Source organism: Flavobacterium channae (assembly GCF_021172165.1).
Taxonomy (GTDB): Bacteria; Bacteroidota; Bacteroidia; order Flavobacteriales; family Flavobacteriaceae; genus Flavobacterium; species Flavobacterium channae.
Map to the genome: position 1 here is coordinate 242,736 of NZ_CP089096.1, position 21,660 is coordinate 264,395.

Here is a 21,660-nt window from a genome sequence, read left to right on the forward strand (position 1 = left end):
GTTATACCTTTGTCATTCAATTATATAAGCCAAAATAAGTTATTCATAATTCATAATTCGTAATTAAACTATGCGTTGGAATCAAAAAGTAAAGCCAAATCCAGAAAAAGTAAAAGCCATTCAGCAAGCACTTCAAGTTGACGAAATCATCGCAACTTTATTAGTTCAACGAGGTGTTGAAACCTTCGAACAAGCCAAAACATTTTTTCGTCCCACATTAGCCGATTTGCATAATCCGTATTTGATGAAAGATATGGACAAAGCGGTGGCGCGAATAGAATTAGCCATAGCAAATAATGAAAATATTTTAGTTTTCGGCGATTATGATGTCGACGGAACTACTGCAGTTTCATTAGTGTCGAGTTATTTAAGAAGTTTTTATCCGAATGTTGCTACTTATATTCCCGATAGATATGCGGAAGGTTACGGCATTTCGTATATGGGAATTGATTTTGCCGAAGACAATGACGTGAGTTTGATAATCGCTTTGGATTGCGGAATCAAATCGATAGATCATGTGAATTATGCTAAAGCAAAAAATATCGATTTTATCATTTGCGACCACCATCGACCAGGTGATGTTTTACCAGATGCAGTTGCAGTTTTAGATCCAAAACGCGAAGATTGTTCGTATCCGTATGACGAATTATGTGGTTGTGGTGTTGGTTTTAAATTGATTCAAGCATTAGCAGAAAATAGAAACCAAACTATTGAAGATTTGGTCATGTATTTGGATTTAGTGGCAACAGCCATTGCTGCCGATATTGTTCCAATTACGGGAGAAAATCGGGTGTTGGCGAAGTTTGGATTAGAAGTAATTAATTCCAATCCACGACCTGGAATAAAAGCGTTAATTCAGAATGTAAAAAAGCAAGTTTTAACCATTACCGATGTGGTTTTTATTGTAGCACCTCGAATAAATGCTGCTGGAAGAATTAAGCATGGAAATGAAGCGGTTGCCTTATTAACGGAATATAACTTAGATCAGGCAGAACAATTTGCTTCGGAAATTGAACAACACAATTCTGACAGAAAAGACCTTGATAAACAAATAACGAAAGAAGCGTTACTTCAAATAGAAGAAAATAACGAGCAAAGTCGATTTTCAACGGTTGTGTACCAAGAAAATTGGCATAAAGGTGTCATCGGAATTGTCGCTTCAAGATTAGTAGAAAATTATTACCGACCAACGATTGTTTTTACAAAAAGTGGCGAAAAATTAGCTGCTTCGGCACGCTCGGTAAAAGACTTTGATATTTATAATGCATTAGAAGCATGTGCTGAACATTTGGAGCAATTTGGTGGACACATGTATGCTGCTGGAATGACTTTGAAAGAAGAAAATTACGATAATTTCAAGCAAGCTTTTGAAAAAGTAGTGAATGATACGATTCATCCCGATTTGTTGATTCCTGAAATTTCGTATGATGCTGAAATTGAATTATCAGAAATCAATCCGAAGTTAATGCGATTGTTAAAACAGTTTGAACCTTTTGGGCCTGAAAACATGACGCCTTTATTTTTGATTAAAAATGTAAATGATACAGGTTATCCAAAATTATTAGGTCAAGATGATGAGCATTTAAAACTATATATTCAGCAAAATAACTCTGAAAAATTTGGAGCAATCGGATTTAAATTGGGCTCTAAATTGGAAGTTGTTAAAAATTCATCAAAATTCGATGCAATTGTATCTTTAGAGGAAAATGAATGGCGCGATGTTGTAACTTTGCAACTTCAATTACGAGATATTCGTCCGTCAAATGGCTAGAAAAGACCCTTACGCAGCATTACGATTTAAAGAGTTTAGATTATTTTTAGCAATGCGATTTGCATTGGTTTTCGCTTGGTCAATGCAATTTGTTATTATCGAATGGGAAGTGTATAGTTTAACTAAAAATCCACTTTCTCTTGGTATTATTGGTTTAATGGAAATTATTCCTGCTGTTGCAATGGCTTTGTTTGCTGGTCATGTTGTAGATCAAAATGAAAAGAAAAGCTTGCTTGTAAAATGTTTAATTGGATTTTCAATAGTAAGTTTGGGCTTGTTTCTTATAACCGTTCCTGAATTGATTTCGAGTTTATCAAAAGCTACCATACTTTGGGTTATTTATGCTTTGGTTTTTTTAGGTGGTTTGGTTAGAGCTTTTATTGGACCAACAGTTTTTTCATTACTTTCCTTAATTGTTCCAAAGAAAAATTATCCTAACGCGGCTACTTGGAGTAGTTCTACTTGGCAATTAGCGGCTATGTTTGGTCCTGCACTTGCTGGTTTTTCAATCGGTATTATTGGGGTGCATTGGTCAATGTGTTTGGTTTTTGCTTGTACAATAATAGCCTTATTATTATTGTCTCAAATTTCCAAAAAACCAATTTTGAATCCTAAAATTGGAGAACCTATTTTTCAAAGTTTGAAAGAAGGAGTGAAATTCGTTTTTAACAATAAAACAATTTTAGGCGCTATTTCTCTTGATATGTTTGCCGTTTTGTTTGGTGGTGCTGTTGCATTGCTTCCAATTTTCGCACAAGATATTTTAAAAGTGGGTTCGGAAGGATTTGGCGTGCTTCGTGCAGCACCAGCCGTTGGTTCTATTATAACAATGTTAGCAGCAGCTTATTTTTCATTAAACAAAAATGCAGGCATTAAGTTACTAACTGCAATTTTTATATTCGGATTGTGTATTATAGTTTTTGGATTGTCTGAAATTTTCTGGGTTTCTGTATTGGCTTTATTTTTAAGTGGAGTAGCAGATGGAGTTTCGGTTGTAATTAGAAATACTATTTTGCAATTGCATACACCAGATAATATGCGTGGAAGAGTTTCTTCTGTAAATTCAATTTTTGTAGGTTCTTCAAATGAATTAGGTGCTTTTGAAAGTGGTGTTACAGCCAAATTAATGGGCGTTGTTAGAGCTGTTGTTTTTGGTGGTTGCATGACAATAGGAACGGTGTTTGTCACCGCACTTATTTCGCCATCTTTTAGAAACTTAGATCTTGAAAAAGAAATAGAAGAATTGGAAAAAGCAGACTAGTTTTTAAATTCTTTTAATTCCATTTTTTCACCATCGAAAACACCATAGGTAAAATAGCCAATCCAATCACCAAGATTAACGTATTTCGAATTTTCAGTTAATTCAATTTCTAAAGGTAAATGACGATGACCAAAAACAAAGAAATTATATTGTTTGGTTTCAAGTTTACGTTTGCAATATTGAACCAACCATTCATTTTCTTCTCCTAAATATTTTACATCTTCTGCACCCGAAATTAACTTGTTTTTTACAGATAAATACTGGGCTAATTTCACACCAACATCAGGATGCAACCAACGGAACAACCACTTTGAAAAAGGATTTGTAAAGACTTTTTTCATTCTTTTATAACCCATGTCGCCCGGACCTTTTCCATCACCATGACCAATTAGGAAAGTTTTGTTGTTAAAAGTAAATTCTTGATTGTCATGATAAACAGGAATATTTAACTCTTTTTGAAAATAATCGTGCATCCATAAGTCGTGATTTCCTACAAAAAAATAAATTGGAATACCAGAATCTTTAATTTCGGCTAATTTACCTAAAACTCTTACAAAACCTTTTGGAACAACAGTTTTGTATTCAAACCAAAAATCAAACAAATCACCTAGTAAGAAAATAGCGTCAGCGTCTTTCTTAACAATATCTAGCCATTGTATAAATTTTTGTTCTCTTGGAAAACTTAACTCAGGCGTTGGTGCGCCAAAGTGCTGGTCTGATGCAAAATATATTTTCAAGTTAATTCAGTATAAGAATTTATTATTTTTTTACAAAGTTAGAAAAAAACAACTAACTATACTTTTTTAAATTTTCGCATGCCTTAATTAATGAAAATATATAAACATAGAATCTCAGGACAAGGATTTGGAGAGAGCGAACCTAAGGTAGCTTGCACTAAATGTACTGAAGAAGAACATGCACAAAACAGAAGAAGTGAATTCTTAATTGTAAAGAAATAACAATAATTATTTTGTTAATATTCAAGAGCCTTTGATGATTAGATCAAAGGCTCTTGTTTTTTTGTCGGTAAAAAAAGCATTTCATCGATAATTTGTAATAAGAATGATTTATTATGTAACTTTGAAAATTAATCAAACCTTAAAACAATATTAACATAATGAAAAAACTATTACTTTTTTTCATGTCGTTCTTTACCTTTTTTGCTTTTGGACAGCTTTCCGAAGGTTTTGAAGGTGCTACTTTTCCTCCTACAGGTTGGGTAGTTACAGATAACGGCGTTGGAACAGTTCAGTCGTGGAGTAGAAATACACTTCTACCTAATGTTTGGACTTTTGGTACAGCTTCGGCTATGTCAACACGTGAAGGTAGTGTTCCCGGTCTTGCTCAAGATTGGTTAATCACACCTCAAGTTAATGTCCCTTTAAATGGGCAAGTTAGATTTTTTGCTAGATCCGTTACAAATGGAGAGCAAGGAAGTGTTTATAAAGTTATGTTGTCAACAACAACACAAAATATTACTGACTTCACAGTAACTTTAGGAACATACACAGAATTAGAAATCATTAATGATTTGATGCAACAAAAATTTATAAACCTTGATGCTTACGCTAATCAAAATGTTTATATTGCATTTGTTCATGAAGTTACAAATGGATTAGGGGATCGTTGGATTCTTGATAAAGTAAATGTTGATAGACAATGTTTGCAACCAGATAACTTAACAGTCTCAGCTATAGGAGATACATCTGTTAATTTAAGTTGGAGTAACCCAACAGGTGCTTCATTATGGGAAGTAGAGTATGGACCAACTGGTTTTGCTCAAGGTACAGGAACTTTAGTGACAGGAATTACGTCAAATAATCCATACACTTTGAACGGATTAACGGCAGCTACTACATATGACTTTTATGTAAGAGCTATTTGTGGAGAAGATAACCCAAGCCCTTGGTCAGATTCTGAAACTTTTACAACAGCTCTTTGTGCTGCATCTCAACAGTGTGATTTTGTTTTTAGAATGACAGATTCATGGGGAGATGGATGGAATGGCAATACAATGACAGTTAGACAATTTGGTCAAACAGTTGCTGTTATTGGGTCAACTTTTACAGCAGGTGCCGGTCCGGTTAACGTTACAGTTGCTCTGTGTAGTGGTCAGCCTTTTGAACTGTTTTGGAACACAGGAGGTGGTTTTGCTAATGAAGTAGGGGTGTCAATTATAGATCCTCTAGGCGTTCAGATTTATAATAAGCCTTTTAATACGGGTACACAAGGAACGGTGTTGTATTCAGGTCCTGCATTGTGTACACCACCAACATGTCCTGCGCCATCTAATATAGTGGTAAGTGCACTAACTACTTCTTCAGGTACAGTTACTTGGACAGATAATGCGGGTGCAACTGAATGGCAAATAATTATTCAACCTATTGGAACTGGATATCCGCCTAATGGGGCTGCTGTAACAGCTACTGTATATGGGGTTCCTACTTATGATTTTTCTGGTTTCCCTTCTGCAACTCAATATGAGGTTTATGTTAGAGCAATTTGTGACCCAACAGATTCAAGTATTTGGGCGGGTCCAAGAAATTTCGCTACTTTAATTTCTAATGATGAATGTAGTACTGCTATTCCTGTACCAGTAAATACTGGAACAGCATGTATTAATTCTGTAGATGGTACTGTATTAGGGGCAACTGCTTCACCAAATCCAAATAGTTGTGGTGGAACAGATGATGATGATGTGTGGTTTCAATTTATTGCAACAGAAACAACTCATACTATATCTTTAGTTAACGTAACAGGAAGTACTACTGATTTATATCATGTTGTTTACACTGGATCTTGTGGATCTTTAACTCAATTATATTGTAGTGATCCTGAAAGTAGTGTTGCATCAAATTTAATTCCTGGTCAAACCTACTACATTAGAGTGTATAGCTTTACTGGTACAGCAGGTCAAAACACTTCTTTTACGCTATGTGTTGGTACTCCTGTAGATTGTTCTGATGCTTCAGCATTTTGTGGTGAAACGGGATTGGTATATACCAACTCAGTAGGTGTTCCTAGTTATGGAAGTATAGGATGTTTATCTACATCACCTAACCCTTCTTGGTATTTTATGCAGGTAAGTCAATCTGGGAATTTAAATTTTCAAATTTCTCAAACAAATAGTGCAACAGGTGCAGGGATTGACGTGGATTACATAATTTGGGGTCCATTTACACCTGCTCAATTTGCTACTTCATGTAATAGTATATACGATTTTCCTGACGGAAACACTACAATTCCAAACAATATTGCCTCTTGTAGTTATTCTGCAGCAGCAATTGAGAATTTTACAATTGCTAATGCCGTAGTAAATAATATTTATATTGTTTTAATTACTAATTTTAGTAACCAACCAGGGACGGTAACATTTACGCAGACAAATTTAAATGGTACAGGTGCAGGAGCTACAAACTGTGCTATTGTATGTAGTAATAATTTAGGTGCTGATCAGACATTATGTGCTGATTCATATCAAATAGTTTCTTCTAATACAACTGCAGATCAGTATCAATGGTTTTTTAATAACACTTTGATTCCTGGAGAAACTGCAAGTACTTTAACGGTATATCAGTCAGGAACATATAAGTGTATAGTTACTTGTGGAATTAATAATGTTGAGGATGAAATTGTAGTAACTCTTAATCCTACAATAGTTCCAACTTTTTCAACTCCAGGAGCTATTTGTTCAGGTGCTGCAAACGTGCCTTTAAGTAATACTTCAATTAATGGAGTAACAGGACAATGGACTTTAGCTGGAAATCCAGTTACGGAAATTAGTACTGCTACTGCTGGAATGTTTACGTATATTTTTACACCTAATGCTGCAACTTTCCCATGTTCTCCTAACTTCCAAATGGATGTGGAGATTTTAGGAACATGTACATTTAATTCTTTTGCAACAGCAGTTTGGGTTGAAAACTGTACAAATACTGCAACAGATGGTGAGTTTTATAATGTAACTGGTGTAGGAGCTGATTTAATTGGTCCTTCAGCAAACGTTTTTCCTGGTTCAGACTTAGGAGTTTATGTTCAAAATTCGGGAAGTTTAATTTTTAGAGGTGCTGAATTAAAATCATTCAAAACTGCCACTTCAAATGTTTGTAGTGCAAGATTAAATTATAGAATTTATCAAGCAAGTACAGCACCAGGAGCTTTTACAGTTTTAAATTTACCTTTATTTGATGATTGTTCTGGAGGTACTTTCCCTACAGGTGGTGGTACTTGTAATACTGGTGATCAAAAATGGCAGGAAGTATTGAATGATGCCGAATCGCCATTAGATTTGACAAATTATCCTCCAGGTGATTATGTAATTGAGGTTTTCTTTGATTTAACTGGAGATAACGATAGTACGGTTGATTGTGATGATACAATTTTAGTTAATAATGGCGGAAGCAATTATATTGCAAACTTTACGATTCAAGCTGTTCCAACTTTTGCTTCAACAAATGAAGCTTGTGGAAGTTCTAATGCAACAATAACTGTGTCTGGTTTTGTTCCAGGGGAAACATATTCTGTTACATATACTGATGACACGGTATTAGTTGGTCCAACTAATTATATTGCAAATTCAAGTGGGCAAATAATTTTAGCTGGATTAAATGCAGGTACATATGCAGATTTTAACTTCCAAGTAAATGGATGTGCTATTTTAGCACCTGCACCAATTGTAATTACTAATTTCTCTCCTTCAATTACTCAAGTTACTTCTAATACAGAAATTTGTGTGGGTGATAATGCTGTATTTACTATTGAAGGATCTCCAAACTTTACTGTAAGTTATACTATTAACGGAGGATCTGCTCAAACTACTACATTAAATGCTTCTGGTTTAGCAACGATAACAGTTACAAATCCAACTGCTGGTAATGTAGTGTTACAATTGATAAATATTTTTAATACATCATGTTCAATTCCGGTCACTAACTCTTCAAGTGTATTAGTTAATGCGCTGCCAACTGCTACATTAAATGTGGTTGATAGTAATATTTGTTTAGGAGTTGGTAATGCTGAGTTTGTTATTACTGGAACTCCAAACGCAACGGTTTCTTATACTGTAAATGGAGGTACTACACAAACAATAAATATTGATGCTACAGGTTCTGTTACATTAACAATGAATTTACCAACAGCTGACATAACTGTTGAATTAACTGGTGTAAGTCTTGGTATTTGCAGCAATAGTACAGCTGGTCAAACCGGAACTGTAGTTGTAACGTCTATTCCGGTTCCTGTTATTAACATTACACAAACTCCTGTTTGTGCAGATCCAACTGCATCTTTCACAGTTACTTCTCCAGTTAATACTCAGTTAAATACACCTACAGATTTATTTATTTCTGAAATTACAGATCACACTTCTGGGGCTTTAACTTATGTTGAGATTTACAATGGAACAGGAAATGCAGTAGATTTAGCAAATTATAAATTAAAAGTTTATACTGCGGCCGTAGGTCCTGCTACATGTGATTTAGCATTAAGTGGTATTCTTGCTAATGACGATGTAGTAGTTGTTAAATTAAGTTCTGCTGCTAATCAAGGAGGTGTGGTTCCAGATTTATCATTCACAACTTGTAATGGTGTTAATAATAATGATAATATTGTTTTAACAACAAGTGCAGATGTTGCGCTTGATAATTGGGGTGTAAACCAAGTGGTATTTACTCCAGGTGGGGGTGTAGGTTATAATTACAGAAGACTAACTTCTGCTGTTTTACCTACAATGACTTGGAATCCTGCAGATTGGAATGTTATTGATTGGACGAATACTGCGCCGAATCTTCCAGATTATTCAGATGTTGGTTTCTATAGTTTGTATGTTACTAATTATCAATATACTTTAAGTGATGGAACAACAACAACTACTCAAACTGGAGTTAATTTCACTGGTGTAGCACCTGGAACTTATACATTAGTTGCCACTGATTTAATTACAGGGTGTTCTTCTAATCCATTAACATTTACTATTAATCCAGTAGTATATACTAATCCAGTTACGACAATTTCATATACAACACCAGTTTGTATTTCTGATGCTACAAATCCATCGCCTAATACATCTGCTGCTGGGTTTGCTACTGGAGGTACATATTCTTCAACACCTGGATTGTCAATTGATCCATCAACTGGGGTTATTGATTTGGCTTTGAGTACTCCTGGAACTTATGTTGTTACATATGCTGTTACTGTCAATGCAACTAATTGTACGAATGCAGGAAGTAGTACAGCTACAATTGTAATTACACCTAACAACCCATCAACTTTTACAAATATTACTGATGTTTGTGAAGGAACTTCTGCGGCATTGCCAACGACTTCAATTGAAGGTTATACAGGTACTTGGTCTCCAGCAACGATTGATACTTCGATTATCGGAACTTCAACATACACATTTACACCTAATGCTGGTCAATGTGCTGCTGTTGGAACTATTCTTGTAACTATCGATGATAGATCAACACCAACTTTCACACAAATTGATGACTTATGTTTAGGAGCAATTGTTCCATTGCCTACAGCATCTAATGAGGGTGTTACGGGTACTTGGTCTCCAGCAGTTATAGCTACTAATGCAATTGGTGTCTTTACTTATACCTTTACTCCAGATGTTACCTTCTGTGCTGATGTTGTAACAATGGATATAGCTGTTATTGGTTGTGAAATTCCAAAAGGTATTTCACCAAATGGAGATGGCGAAAATGATTCTTGGGATTTATCAGGTTATGATATCAAGAAGGTTGAGATTTTCAACAGATATGGAACTAAGGTTTACAGTAAATCAAATTATTCAAACGAGTGGTTTGGTCAGTCTGATAGTGGAAATGAATTGCCAGACGCGACTTACTATTATGTAATTGAATTTAACGATTTACCTGCTAAAACGGGTTGGGTATATATAAACAGACAACAATAATAAAAGAGGCTGCTACTTCGGTAGCAGCTATAAAAAGAAATAATAATGAAGAAACTATATTTAGTAGCTTTAGTTGTAATTACTACGATTGTAGATTTACATGCACAACAAGATCCACATTATACGCAGTATATGTATAATATGAGTGTAATGAATCCGGCATATGCTGGTAGTAAGGAGAACTTGTCTATGGGATTATTGTATAGAAAGCAATGGGTTGAGATAGAGGATGCTCCTACTACGGGGACGTTTTTCGGACATGCACCTGTGGGAAAGAATGTTGGCTTGGGTCTTAGTTTTATTTCTGATAAACTGGGTCCGGTTGAGGAGAATAATGTTTATGGAGATTTTTCGTACACGTTAAATTTAGGAGGCGAACATAAGTTAGCCTTTGGAGTTAAAGTAGGTTTGACATTTCATAATGTTGGATTGTTTAGTGATATTAATTATACTTTACCACAACAGAATGATGCAGCTTTTAGTCGCGATATTTCCAATACCTATTTTAATTTTGGTTCAGGATTTTTCTATTACACGAACAAATATTATTTGGGATTATCAGTTCCTAATATGTTAAAGGCGACGTATTTTGACGTACAGCGTTCAGGCGATGAGCTTCAATTTGGTACCGAGACATCACATTATTTTTTAACAGGAGGTTACGTGTTTGATATTAATGAGAGCGTTAAGTTCAAACCATTTTTCATGTTGAAATCAGCCTTTAGCGCACCAACATCTTTGGATGTATCAACTAACTTTTTGTTTAATGAGAAGTTTGAGGTGGGCGCTACGTATCGTTTAGATGATAGTTTTGGAGCTATGGTTAACTATGCTGTAACACCATCGGTAAGAATAGGATATGCTTATGATCATATTGTATCAGATTTGAAAGTGACAACACCTTCATCTCATGAGATTATATTGTTGTTTGATTTGAACTTTCCGAAGAAAGTATCAAGTTCACCGAGATTCTTCTAACCTAATACGACAAGAACACAATGAGAAATTTATATGTAACATTAAGTTTTGTGATGGCTAGTGGAATTATTAGTGCACAAAACCAATATACCAAGACTGCAGATAAGTTATTCGATAGATACGAATATGTTGATGCAGCAAAAGAGTATTTAAAATTAGCCGAAGGCAGCAAAGCAGATAACTACGTTTATAAGCAATTAGCAGAGAGCTACTACAATGTATTTAATACAAAAGAAGCAGTAAAATGGTATGCTAAAGTAGTGGAGCAAAAACAAGATGCAGAAACGTATTACAAATATGCGCAAATGCTAAAAGCAGAAGGTAACTTTAAAGAGGCAGACAAACAAATGCAACAATTTGCAAAATTGGCACCAAATGACCAAAGAGCAAAAGTATTTGTTAGTAATCCAAATTACCTTCCAGAATTACAAGGACAATCAAAGTTGTATGATGTTGCTAAATCAGAAGTAAGTAGCGACAAAACAGATTTTGGAGCAGTACTTACCAATGATAACAATGTTTATTTTGCAAGCGCTAGAAACACATCAAAAAGAAGTAGTAACTTCAACGAAGAGCCTTATTTGGATATCTACAGAGCAACGTATAATGCTAATGGAACTATTAGCGATGCTGTTGCAGTAGATGGAGTTAATACAAGATGGCATGATGGTCCTGCGAGTATCTCAAGCGATGGTAGTACAATGTACTACGGTAGTGAGAGTTTTAATGAAAAAGAGTTTGTGAAAGACAAACCAAAGAATGCAAAATTTGGTAAAATCTATCTTTACAAAGCAACAAAAGAAGGTGATAAGTGGGTAAATGTAAAACCACTTCCGTTTAATACAAAAGAATACGATTTTAGAAATCCAAGCATTAGCAAAGATGGTAAGACATTGTATTTTTCATCGAATATGCCAGGAGGTTTTGGAGGTGAGGATATTTGGAAAGTAACTGTAAATGGAGACGAGTACGGAACACCAGAGAACTTAGGGGCAAAGGTAAACACAGAAGCAAACGAGAGTTTTCCATTTATTACTGATGACAATATTTTATTCTTCTCATCAAACGGGAAAACAGGCTTTGGAGGCTATGATGTATTTAGAATGGACTTAAACAAAGGTGCAGATGCTATCAATGTAGGAGAGCCAGTAAACACAACCAAAGATGATTTTGCATTTAGTTACAACGCTACAAAGAAAGTAGGATTCTTCTCAAGTAATAGAGATGGAGTAGATAACATCTACAAAGCAGATCCTGTTTGTAATGTACAAGCATTAGTAAGAGTTAAAGATGCTAAAACAGGAAACGTTCTTGAAGGAGCTACTGTAATGTTAGTAGATGAGAAACAAAAAACAGTTTCAAATCAAACATCAGCATCAAACGGAGAAACTATTACGGGAGTAATGTGTAATACAACTTATAGTGCTCAAGTATCTAAATCAGGATATGAGAGTGGTGTGTTTGAAGTTAAAAAGGCGGAAAACGAACAAGTTGTTGTTGAAGCATTGTTAAACCCAATTATGCCAATTATTACAGAGAAAGAAGTAATCTTACAGCCAATCTATTTTGAGTTCAATAAGAGCAACATTACACAACAAGGAGCAGAAGAGCTTAACAAGTTAGTTGTGGTAATGAACGAGCACCCAGAGATGGTTATTTTTGCTAAATCACACACAGATAGTAGAGGTAGTGATAAATACAATATGAACTTATCAGATAGAAGAGCAAAAGCAACTGTTCAATATTTAATAAGCAAAGGCATATCAAAAGATAGAATCTCAGGACAAGGATTTGGAGAGAGCGAACTTAAGGTAGCTTGTACTAAATGTACTGAAGAAGAACACGCACAAAACAGAAGAAGTGAATTCTTAATTGTGAAGAAATAGTTCACTATCAATTAAAATAAAAAGTCCTCAGAAATGAGGACTTTTTTTATTGTGATATGTTTTTTTAATCATTATCAGAAGCAAACCATTCTGCAAACGAAGAATCAGTTTCTTGAAGTCTCAAAGAATGAAGTTTGATGTTTTCAGGTAATAAATGTTTTATTTTATTAGAAAAATCAATAACCATGTTTTCACTCGTTGGTTGATAATTCACAAGGATAACATGATGACCACGATGTTCTAGCTCATTTGCAAGTTCAATATGTGGTGTGTTTTTATTAAAAACAGTTGCGTGATCAAAAACATCAACAATTTGTTCTTTTACAATTTTTTTCAAATCGCCAAAATCGATTACCATTCCATATTTTACATTGCTTTTATCATCTATTGGGGTTCCAATAACTGTAACAGAAAGCTTGTAGCTATGACCGTGAACATTTTTACATTTACCATCATATCCATATAATGCATGGCCAGTTTCGAAGCTAAATTGTTTGGTGATGCGTATTTTTGTCATTCTTTCTAATTTAAATTTTTGTCTTTCTTTTTTGCTCTATAATAAAGGGCGTAAGCTATTCCTGCTAATACAATAAAAGGTACAAAGGAACCTATAAGGACTCCAATTTGGTATTGTCCATCTGGAGCATCTTTTAATTTTTGCTCAACATTTACTTGTTGAAGGAAAATGATTAAACTTTTCATTTTTTAAATTTTTCTAGTGCATTTTTAGTGAAATCAGAAAGGACTAAACGTCCTGAAATAGCCGCTCTCTCATATAATAAAGAATCCCAATGATTGGTATCTTCCCAAAGTACTTTTTTCATTTCAAGAAGCGCTTCTTTATTGTAAGAAGAAAGTTCGTTTGTATATTCTTCTAATCTAATGTCTAATTCCTCAATCGTTTCAAATACTTCAGAGAAAAGACCTTTTTCAAATGCCCATTTTGAAGTTTTCCACGCGGTTGGATTAAGAGTCATTTCTGACATTGCTATTTTTCCTATTTTTCTAGAAACAGCAGGTTCAATAACAAAAGGTCCAATTCCAATTGCAATTTCTGAAAGTTTAATTTCACTCTTTTGAGTTGCAAATGAATAATCACAGGCAGAAGCTAATCCAACACCTCCACCTACAGCTTTTCCATGAATTCTGCCGATGATTAATTTTGGAGACTTTCTCATGGCATTAATAACATTTGCAAAACCAGAGAAAAATTTACCCCCTTCTTCATAGTTACTAACCGCAAGTAGTTCGTCAAACGATGCGCCAGCACAAAAAGCTCCATTTCCAGCGCTTTTAAGAACTATAATTGCAACATCATCATTTTTGCTTACAGAATATATTTCGTCTGTTAAATTTTGTAATAATGAGCTTGGAAATGAATTACTAGAAGGATGATAAAAAGTTATCGTTGCAATACTATTATTGATAAATGTTTCTATAGTTCCCATTATAAAATTATCTCTTTAAACTAAAATGTGATTTAAATTCTTTTCTTGTATTATCTTCAGTGTATTCCACTTTGAACCAATAATCGGTTGATGGTAGAAGTGCTCCATTGTATGTTCCGTCCCAACCATTTCCATCTGGACTTAATTGCTTAATTAATTTGCCATAACGATCGTAAATTGTTATCAATCCTAAATATTCGTCAGGAAGATTAATCATCCATCTGTCATTATATCCATCTCCATTTGGTGTAAAATAATTAGGATATGAAATTGTTTGAATAATATTTGTTGTCAATAATCCACAAGCTTCAATGTCTCTAACGTATACTGTGTAAGTTCCATCATTTAAATCTGTAAAGATTGGACTTGATTGCCAATCGATAGCATTTAAACTGTATTCATAAATACCAAAACCGCCAATTACATTAGTTTGAATAGTATTCAATCCTGTAGAAAATGCTGGAGTAATTAAGGTTGCACTAACACTTTCTGGTTCTGATGATAATGTTATATTGATACTATCTGTAAAGCTACACGAAGTGTTTAAATTAGTAACAACAACAGAATAAGTGCCAGCACTTGTTACATTAAAAATTGCTATATTTCCATCAGGATTAGTTGGAGTCCATATGTAGCTGTAACTTCCAGGTGTAGTAGGTGTTGCATTGATAATCTGAGAACCAATTCCTGTTACAGCATCAATACAGATTACAAAATCGTTTCCTAAATCGGTATCTGGTAATGGATTAACAATTAATTCTAAAAACGGTCCTAATCCAGCACATTCGTATAAATTACTTTCTATTCGTACCCAGATAAGTTGTGTGTTGGGAGTTGTATTTCTAAAATTAGTAATATCTGTTATTGCATTTTGTTCAGTCTCTGCATCAGATTGATTTAAATAATAACTAAAGTTGTAGGATTGACCAACAGGGAATAGAGCTATAAGAGCAGGTTCTATCTCTGTTAAATTAAAATATCCTATTCCATCACCATCAGGATCGGTTGCACTTAAATAATCGTCACAAACATCGTCAATAGTGTATCTATAAGATTGAGCAATAGTGGTAGCTGATACAACTAGATTAACTTCGGAAACTCTAAAACAACCATTTGAATTTTCAATTCGTGCCCAAACGGAATCACCATTTGTTGCTAAAAAAGAAATTTCATTTGATACAAAATCATTATTGTTATTTGCTCCATTTAATGAATTGTGATATGAGAAAGTTAAAGCAGTATCAGTCGATATTAATATGTTTGCTTGTGTTAAATTGAATATTGTTGTAGCATCATTATCAGTATCACATTGTTTTAAATTAACTACAGCGTTTACAACTGGTTTTGGATTTACAACTAAGTTGAAAGAAGCGGTCACATAACAACCATTTGTTGTGTTAGTAAGTCTAACATATACGACTCTATTGTTAGTATATAAGCTAGTTATATTATTGCTTGCAGCTATTGCTTCTGTATTGTCATTGTGATATGTAATGCTATAGCCTGGAAGTAGAGTCTCAATTTCAGTGTTTTTTTGAGTTAAATCAAAAGTTACAAATCCATTTGTGTCATCTCCGTCTAAACTATTATCGCATAAGTTGAAATCTGTTATCACGGGAATTGTTGGAATAGGATTGTTTGTCACAGTTACAGTCGCGGATACTTCATCACAAACACCATTTGAAGGGATTGTATAAGTGTAAACACCTGAAATATCTGTGGCTGGATTAAAAATCCCTGTTCCAGAAGAAAGTGTTGGTGACCAAGTTCCTCCTGAAGTTACGCTACTTCCTAGTAAAGTAAATAAATCAAATGAATTTGCATTTTCACAAGTTGAATACGTTGTGCTTGTTCCTGCATTTGGTGCTTGCTCAATGGTGACGTTTACTTTGACAGGAATGGTGGTTAAAGATGCATTACAATCTTTTGTGAATTCGTAAATATATTCACCAGCAATATTTATTGTGGGATCAAAAATATTATTAGTTAAAGGAGCTCCACCTGCAGGAAGTGTCCAGGTACCGTTTTCTCCTGGATTTCCAGTAATGGCTTCAAAAAGATCAATAGTTTCATTAGAACAAATAGAAACGTTTGTGTCTTCAGGATTACTTCCAAAACCAGAATAATAACCTGCAAAACCAGAAGCTGTTCCAATAAATCCAAAAACACCTGCTGCTAAAGGTCCTGTTGACTCAATAGTAGTGTTTCCTGAAACATTATAAATTCGATAAGTAACCCAATCAGTATTTCCAAGTACAGGCTGTGCTTGTGTATTAGAAATAGCAATGCCATTTATTGATATTGTTGCCGAAGCGTAAGTTAATATCATTAAATCTGATGTATAAGTTGTGGTGCCAATCCTATTTACATCAGGAATCATAACCGAATTTTGAAAGAAACAACTTAATGGTGGTATAAAATTAAGACCCGCAGTAGCAGTGTCGGCTCCACCACCCAATAATTGATATGCGTAAACATTTTTTGATGTTCTTACATACATATTTCTAGTTGTGGTTCCTTGATAAAAATTATTGTTAACTAAATAATACTCCCCTGCATTAATTATAGCATTTGGTATAGTTGCATCATTAATATAAATTTCGGTGTTATCTTCATTTGCAACAAGTAAAGGTAATTCCATGTCTTCAAGTCCATTACCTTCAATAAAGATATATTCATTGCCAATTTGTGACGCGGATACTATTTGGTCAAGAGCAAAATCAGCTCTTCCACTTTGAATTCCACCTAAAGCATTACCACTATTAACAGCTATTGGTTTATTCGAACTTATTAAAGCTCCAATTGCGCCATCTAAGTTGTCAGCCGTATCACTATATCCTGTGAAAATGATACTTTGCCCAGCGTTTAATGTATAACTTTGAGAAGCTAAGTTAAATGTTCCTGTACTAGTAGTAAAAGTTACATTTGGATTATAATCAGATAATTGAACGTTTGTATTGTTTTCTGTGGCCATAACACTAGCAACAAAAGATTTTCTATCATCAAATAATTCATTAATAATGTGACCTAGCCTAAAGCTTGTTCCTATTCCGGGTTTTCCTTTTGAAACTAGCATTTCAGCATGATTTTGAGATCTTACTCTAAAACTAGCATAAAAATCTTTATTTCCTTCTAATATGATTCCTCGATCACTTAAAACAACATTTACATATTGTTGGTCAACAAACATTTTTGTGTTTTGCCCTATACCTAAGCTTATAGTTACAGGAGCACTAGCAGATAAAGTATATGGGCTTGAACCAACAGGATTTCCTGCGCCATCGGTTATTGTTACTTGAAAAGGAGTTGTTTCTTGTGTAGATAAATACAAATAATGATCACTAACGGCACTTGCATCTCTACAATGTAAAGGTGGAATCCAGTGCTTATTGCTTAACTGTGAGTAACAAACACTAGAGAGTAGTAAAAGTATATATGTAATTTTTTGAAACATTGCTTGAAATAATGATAGCTTGTAAAATTAAGGAGAAATGTAGAATTAATCTAAATATTAACTAAAAAAAGGCTCTTAATTGTATGTTTCCTGTGTGAATGGTCTTACTTGTTTCGCTATTTCTACCTTGATAATTTACGTTAACGTCTAAATATTGCGTTAAGTTTTTTTGTAAGAGCAATCGCCAAGTCTGATTTTTTCCAGGTTGTAAACCTTCAAGCATTTGAAATCCAACAGACGATAAAACATTTCCATCAAATGTGTTGTTGTACATCGAAAATTCGCCATTAATACTAAATCCTTTTTCGCTATTGTAACTAAATGATGTGCCTAATCTGTTTTGTTTTAATGTTTCAAATGCACCTATTAGATTCTCCTTTTGCAAGTAAACAAAGAAAATATCCCAACTCGCATTTTTAGAAAACAAGTAGCCAATCTTAGGTTCAAGATGATAACTTGCTATTTCAAAATTACGACTTGGATAGTTTTCTGAATCTGATTTGCTTGTTGTTGTACTTCCTGAAAAGTTCACTAACCAACTTTTTTTAATTAAGTGCTGGTATTGAATTTGGTGCGACCTATTTTTAGCAGCAATACTTCCAACAGAAAGTAAATTTTGACTTTCGTTTAACAAAAAAGAATATGTTGTAGAATGAAATTGTTTGCCTCTGTTAAAAAATAAACTATTTCTAAAATTAGTATTCAAACCAATTAACTTATCTTCATTTTTTGAAAACGGATTCATTTCAAAGTTGTTTCCGTTTCTAATAATTTTTCTTTCAATTAAAAAGGAAGTTTGGTTATAAAAATGAGAAACAAATTTTTTGAATCCTTTTTCGTTTTGCCATTGGTTGAAATTAAAATTCAACGCTTGCGAAAATTTGTTTTGATGCGTTCTAACAAAAACTTGATTAGGTAAAAATACACGAACGTAAATCGCTAAATCAGAATATGGAGCAATTTCAAACTCTTGTAATTCCTGAATTCCGTTACCATTGTAATCGTTCCACATGTAAACACCTTGTCCGGGTTCTACTTGCAAGTACGTAAATTCTTGTTGTGCAATCGTGCCAGAACTGGTTTCATAAGCTGTTGTGGTTTGAATCAATTGATCAAAATATCGATCCGAATACAAAATTCGTGAATTCAATGAGGGTTCATCTTTTAAACTAGAATCTTCATATTTCAAAGTGCGATAATTCAAAAATACACTCAAATTGCTTTTTTCTGTTTTAATCAATTGCGATTTTAAATAATACGAGTTCGAATGATTTACTCGCTGAATTAGATTGTTTTGCAAACTATCATTTTGGCGTTGTAAAAATCCTAATTCCACAAAAACTTTCGTTGAATCGCCTCTTCCCACAAAAGCGCCATATTCTAAAAAGCGTTGGCTTAAAGCCGAAAATGTATTGGTTGCTTTTAGTTTTTCTGAATTATCTTCTAAATTCACCGTTGCACCAACCCAATTTTTACCAAATTTGTATGACGAACGATTTTGACTTCTAGAAAATGAAGAATTTGATACTTCAGAATCACTTTTCATGGTACTTGACTGACTCCAAATCATCCATTTTTTTGTTGTATATCTTCCTGAAAAAGTATGTTTCTTTCCCGAAAAAGCATCTCCAAAAGCTAAATTCTCAAACTGATAAATCGCATTTCCTTTGTTGTCAAAATTAAAATCCAATCCCGAAGTCAAAAAACTTTGATTACCTAGTAATGGGGCAGTTATATTCCAATCCCGATTAAATTCAATGTTGAACAAACGTTCGATAGGTTTGAAATTTTCTTGTACCAATTGATAATTTGCAAAAGCATCAATTTTGGTTTTTCCATCAAAAACACGTTGCTTTCCATTGAATTTTCCAGCAAATCCTTTATTGTTATCATCGTCTAAATTAGAATACAAATTTTGGTCGCTATTGCTCATTGCTAATTCAAAATCGAATAGTGTTTTTTCACTCGGATTGTATTTTCCTAAAATCGTTGCCATTTGAATTTTTGTTGGTGCAATCAAACGAACAATAGGTTCATAATTTCCTTGTGGAATTCCAGCAATTGGCTCCACATATTCGTAGATTTTTCCAACTGCTTGGTTGTTTGCCAAAATGTAATTTCCTTGAAAATTCCCAACTAATGAAAAACGAACATTATACAATTCATCATCTGGATTGTTTGAATATTCAAATACTTCAACGCCACTAATTAATACTTTTTTGTACAAAATTTTATTTTCGGAATATGAATCTAAATAAGCCGAAGGTCCGTTCATTTGTGAAATATCATCACCTGCATTTTGCAAAATGGCAATTTGTTCTTGAGATAAATTTTGTTGCAATGGTTGGTTTTTCACATCACTTTCCGAGTATACATAACCGCCAATTTCCCAATTTTCTCTTTCATGCGAAATACCGCCATACGTAATAAATCGAGTAAAATTTCTATCGGTGTATTGGTATTCAATATTAATTCGCATTTCGGAAGTAATCGGAAATAAAGAAGTGAAAATGATTTCTCCAGCGTTATAATCGATAATGTAATCGTTGTTTTCTCCACGAGTTTTCAAAATTCCGTTTACATAAACACGCTCCGAACCTGAAATAACCAAAACATACAATTCATTATTGTTGCCTCGTAGTTTGTATGGTCCTTGATTCCCTTCTTGACCTGTAAAAGTGCTTCGTGCATATTGTCCGCGGACTAATGCTCCTGAAGCAATTACTTCGGTTTTTTTATCAGGAGTTCCAAAAGTGAAACGTGTGGCTAAACCTTGAACTTTTTTGTTGAAATTTAAGAATGCCGATTTTCTGTTTTCTAGAAATAAATCACCAGCACGAATGTTCCATTTGTCCGAAAATAATTCGATGAAAATTTGATCAAACTCGTCTAGTTTTTGCGAATAACCACCTTCTTGTAATGGAATATTACTGTCTTGTATAGAAGCACGTAAACTGACTTTATCCGAAATTTTACCTGTGATTTGTAAATCTAAATTGGAATTCACCACCGTATTTTGATTATTTCCAACAGTAACGCCACGCGTAATACTTCCTGATGTATTTAATCCATCAAAAGGTTTGAATTTGGTGTTTTTTTCTTTTTTGAAAACCACTAACTTTCCTGCTTCGTTAGCAACTACTTTGTCGTCATCGTAGATAGAATAAGTTTTGGTTAAAAATTCAGGAAATTTTGCATAGCGAACTACTAAAGAATCAGAAGTGTTTATTTCTTTGATGAAAACTACCGTTCCTTTTTGGAAATTTACTTTGTAAAAACTCGAATCGATTAATGTTCCGTTTTTGTCTTTAATTTCAAAAAAGGAATTGTTTAAGCTGAATTTTTCAATTGAAATGGTGTCTTTTGAAAAAGCAATTTTTTTAGTTGGATACGATTGTAATGTCTCTTGAGTATAACCACTCAAAAAACAGAATAAAAATCCCACTAAAAAAACAATTTTTTGCATAAATACTATAACTCCGAATCTTCAAAAGTAGTATTTATTGTTGGAAAAAAGGAATGATTTTGTTTGAACCGCAGATTCACAGATTTTTTTAAATAGCAATCTGCGAATCTGCGGTAAATTATTTTAACTATTTGTTTTCGGAGATAGAAATTATCTCATTATAAATATAATAACTAAATGCTTTGTCTTTGTTTGTAAAACGTTTTAAATTCGATTTACCATTTCTATTGTTCAAATGATAAACATTGTAAAAAAAGAAATTCTTTTCAAAAACCCAACCCTCAACTGTTCGTTTATCTTCACAAAACAACAACCAATTATTATGTGTTGAATTGTTTTTAATCAAATATTCATACACAAGTAATTCAGAAAAATCATCAAAATAATATTCTTTAACCAAATTATAAACTGATAAATTTGGATTTGAATTCAATTCTTTCGGAATATTTAATAATTTTTCTAAACTCAATTTTTACA

12 protein-coding genes are annotated in these 21,660 nt (G+C 33.7%); 5 read left to right on the forward strand and 7 right to left on the reverse strand.

All coding sequences use genetic code 11. The features are described from left to right. Positions 1 to 70: 70 nt before the first annotated feature. Both recJ and LOS89_RS01040 read left to right on the forward strand, forming a co-directional pair. Positions 71 to 1,771, forward strand: a complete 1,701-nt coding sequence (recJ, locus tag LOS89_RS01035) for a single-stranded-DNA-specific exonuclease RecJ (RefSeq protein WP_231835878.1) — start codon at positions 71 to 73, stop codon at positions 1,769 to 1,771. After that, the gene (locus LOS89_RS01040; RefSeq protein ID WP_231835879.1) at positions 1,764 to 3,032 is read left to right on the forward strand and encodes an MFS transporter; all 1,269 of its coding nucleotides are present in this window, start codon (positions 1,764 to 1,766) and stop codon (positions 3,030 to 3,032) included. Before recJ ends, LOS89_RS01040 begins: the two co-directional genes overlap by 8 nt. Here LOS89_RS01040 and LOS89_RS01045 read toward each other — a convergent pair. Beyond that, positions 3,029 to 3,775 carry a UDP-2,3-diacylglucosamine diphosphatase gene (locus LOS89_RS01045; RefSeq protein ID WP_374107736.1) on the reverse strand — a complete coding sequence of 249 codons (747 nt, stop codon included), beginning with the start codon at positions 3,773 to 3,775 and terminating at the stop codon, positions 3,029 to 3,031. The two genes, LOS89_RS01040 and LOS89_RS01045, sit on opposite strands and share 4 nt — an antisense overlap. A 374-nt stretch (positions 3,776 to 4,149) precedes the next feature. Between LOS89_RS01045 and LOS89_RS01050 the strand changes: the two genes are divergently transcribed. The 3 genes from LOS89_RS01050 to LOS89_RS01060 are packed head-to-tail and all read left to right on the forward strand — an operon-like array spanning position 4,150 to position 12,815. After that, positions 4,150 to 9,951 (forward strand): T9SS type B sorting domain-containing protein, encoded by a 5,802-nt coding sequence (locus LOS89_RS01050; RefSeq protein WP_231835881.1) that lies wholly within the window; start codon positions 4,150 to 4,152, stop codon positions 9,949 to 9,951. A gap of 45 nt (positions 9,952 to 9,996) precedes the next feature. Continuing rightward, on the forward strand, positions 9,997 to 10,929 hold the full coding sequence (locus LOS89_RS01055; protein ID WP_231835882.1) for a PorP/SprF family type IX secretion system membrane protein: 933 nt from the start codon (positions 9,997 to 9,999) through the stop codon (positions 10,927 to 10,929). 20 nt (positions 10,930 to 10,949) lie between these two features. After that, positions 10,950 to 12,815 carry an OmpA family protein gene (locus LOS89_RS01060; protein ID WP_231835883.1) on the forward strand — a complete coding sequence of 622 codons (1,866 nt, stop codon included), beginning with the start codon at positions 10,950 to 10,952 and terminating at the stop codon, positions 12,813 to 12,815. A gap of 64 nt (positions 12,816 to 12,879) precedes the next feature. Here LOS89_RS01060 and LOS89_RS01065 read toward each other — a convergent pair whose 3' ends face one another. The 6 genes from LOS89_RS01065 to LOS89_RS01090 all read right to left on the reverse strand — a co-directional run bounded on the left by LOS89_RS01065 (position 12,880) and on the right by LOS89_RS01090 (position 21,652). After that, on the reverse strand, positions 12,880 to 13,332 hold the full coding sequence (locus LOS89_RS01065; protein ID WP_231835884.1) for a 6-pyruvoyl trahydropterin synthase family protein: 453 nt from the start codon (positions 13,330 to 13,332) through the stop codon (positions 12,880 to 12,882). Positions 13,333 to 13,337: 5 nt separating this feature from the next. Further along, on the reverse strand, positions 13,338 to 13,517 hold the full coding sequence (locus tag LOS89_RS01070; protein WP_231835885.1) for a hypothetical protein: 180 nt from the start codon (positions 13,515 to 13,517) through the stop codon (positions 13,338 to 13,340). Further along, complete coding sequence (locus LOS89_RS01075; RefSeq protein ID WP_231835886.1) at positions 13,514 to 14,263, reverse strand: enoyl-CoA hydratase/isomerase family protein; 750 nt, start codon at positions 14,261 to 14,263, stop codon at positions 13,514 to 13,516. The genes LOS89_RS01070 and LOS89_RS01075 overlap by 4 nt, the downstream gene beginning before the upstream one ends. A gap of 7 nt (positions 14,264 to 14,270) precedes the next feature. Next, positions 14,271 to 17,717 (reverse strand): FIDD domain-containing protein, encoded by a 3,447-nt coding sequence (locus LOS89_RS01080; RefSeq protein ID WP_231835887.1) that lies wholly within the window; start codon positions 17,715 to 17,717, stop codon positions 14,271 to 14,273. A gap of 61 nt (positions 17,718 to 17,778) precedes the next feature. Next, positions 17,779 to 21,183 (reverse strand): DUF8818 domain-containing protein, encoded by a 3,405-nt coding sequence (locus LOS89_RS01085; protein WP_231835888.1) that lies wholly within the window; start codon positions 21,181 to 21,183, stop codon positions 17,779 to 17,781. 127 nt (positions 21,184 to 21,310) lie between these two features. Then, entirely contained in the window at positions 21,311 to 21,652 is a 342-nt protein-coding gene (locus LOS89_RS01090; protein WP_231835889.1) for a hypothetical protein, read from the reverse strand. Positions 21,653 to 21,660: the final 8 nt, after the last annotated feature.

Excerpts from the sequence above, each read along its gene's own strand:
- LOS89_RS01050 (WP_231835881.1), top strand. The coding sequence starts at position 4,150 with ATGAAAAAACTATTACTTTTTTTCATGTCGTTCTTTACCTTTTTTGCT.
- LOS89_RS01080 (WP_231835887.1), bottom strand. The coding sequence starts at position 17,717 with ATGTTTCAAAAAATTACATATATACTTTTACTACTCTCTAGTGTTTGT.
- LOS89_RS01065 (WP_231835884.1), bottom strand. The coding sequence starts at position 13,332 with ATGACAAAAATACGCATCACCAAACAATTTAGCTTCGAAACTGGCCAT.
- LOS89_RS01040 (WP_231835879.1), top strand. The coding sequence starts at position 1,764 with ATGGCTAGAAAAGACCCTTACGCAGCATTACGATTTAAAGAGTTTAGA.
- LOS89_RS01085 (WP_231835888.1), bottom strand. The coding sequence starts at position 21,183 with ATGCAAAAAATTGTTTTTTTAGTGGGATTTTTATTCTGTTTTTTGAGT.
- recJ (WP_231835878.1), top strand. The coding sequence starts at position 71 with ATGCGTTGGAATCAAAAAGTAAAGCCAAATCCAGAAAAAGTAAAAGCC.
- LOS89_RS01060 (WP_231835883.1), top strand. The coding sequence starts at position 10,950 with ATGAGAAATTTATATGTAACATTAAGTTTTGTGATGGCTAGTGGAATT.
- LOS89_RS01075 (WP_231835886.1), bottom strand. The coding sequence starts at position 14,263 with ATGGGAACTATAGAAACATTTATCAATAATAGTATTGCAACGATAACT.
- LOS89_RS01070 (WP_231835885.1), bottom strand. The coding sequence starts at position 13,517 with ATGAAAAGTTTAATCATTTTCCTTCAACAAGTAAATGTTGAGCAAAAA.
- LOS89_RS01055 (WP_231835882.1), top strand. The coding sequence starts at position 9,997 with ATGAAGAAACTATATTTAGTAGCTTTAGTTGTAATTACTACGATTGTA.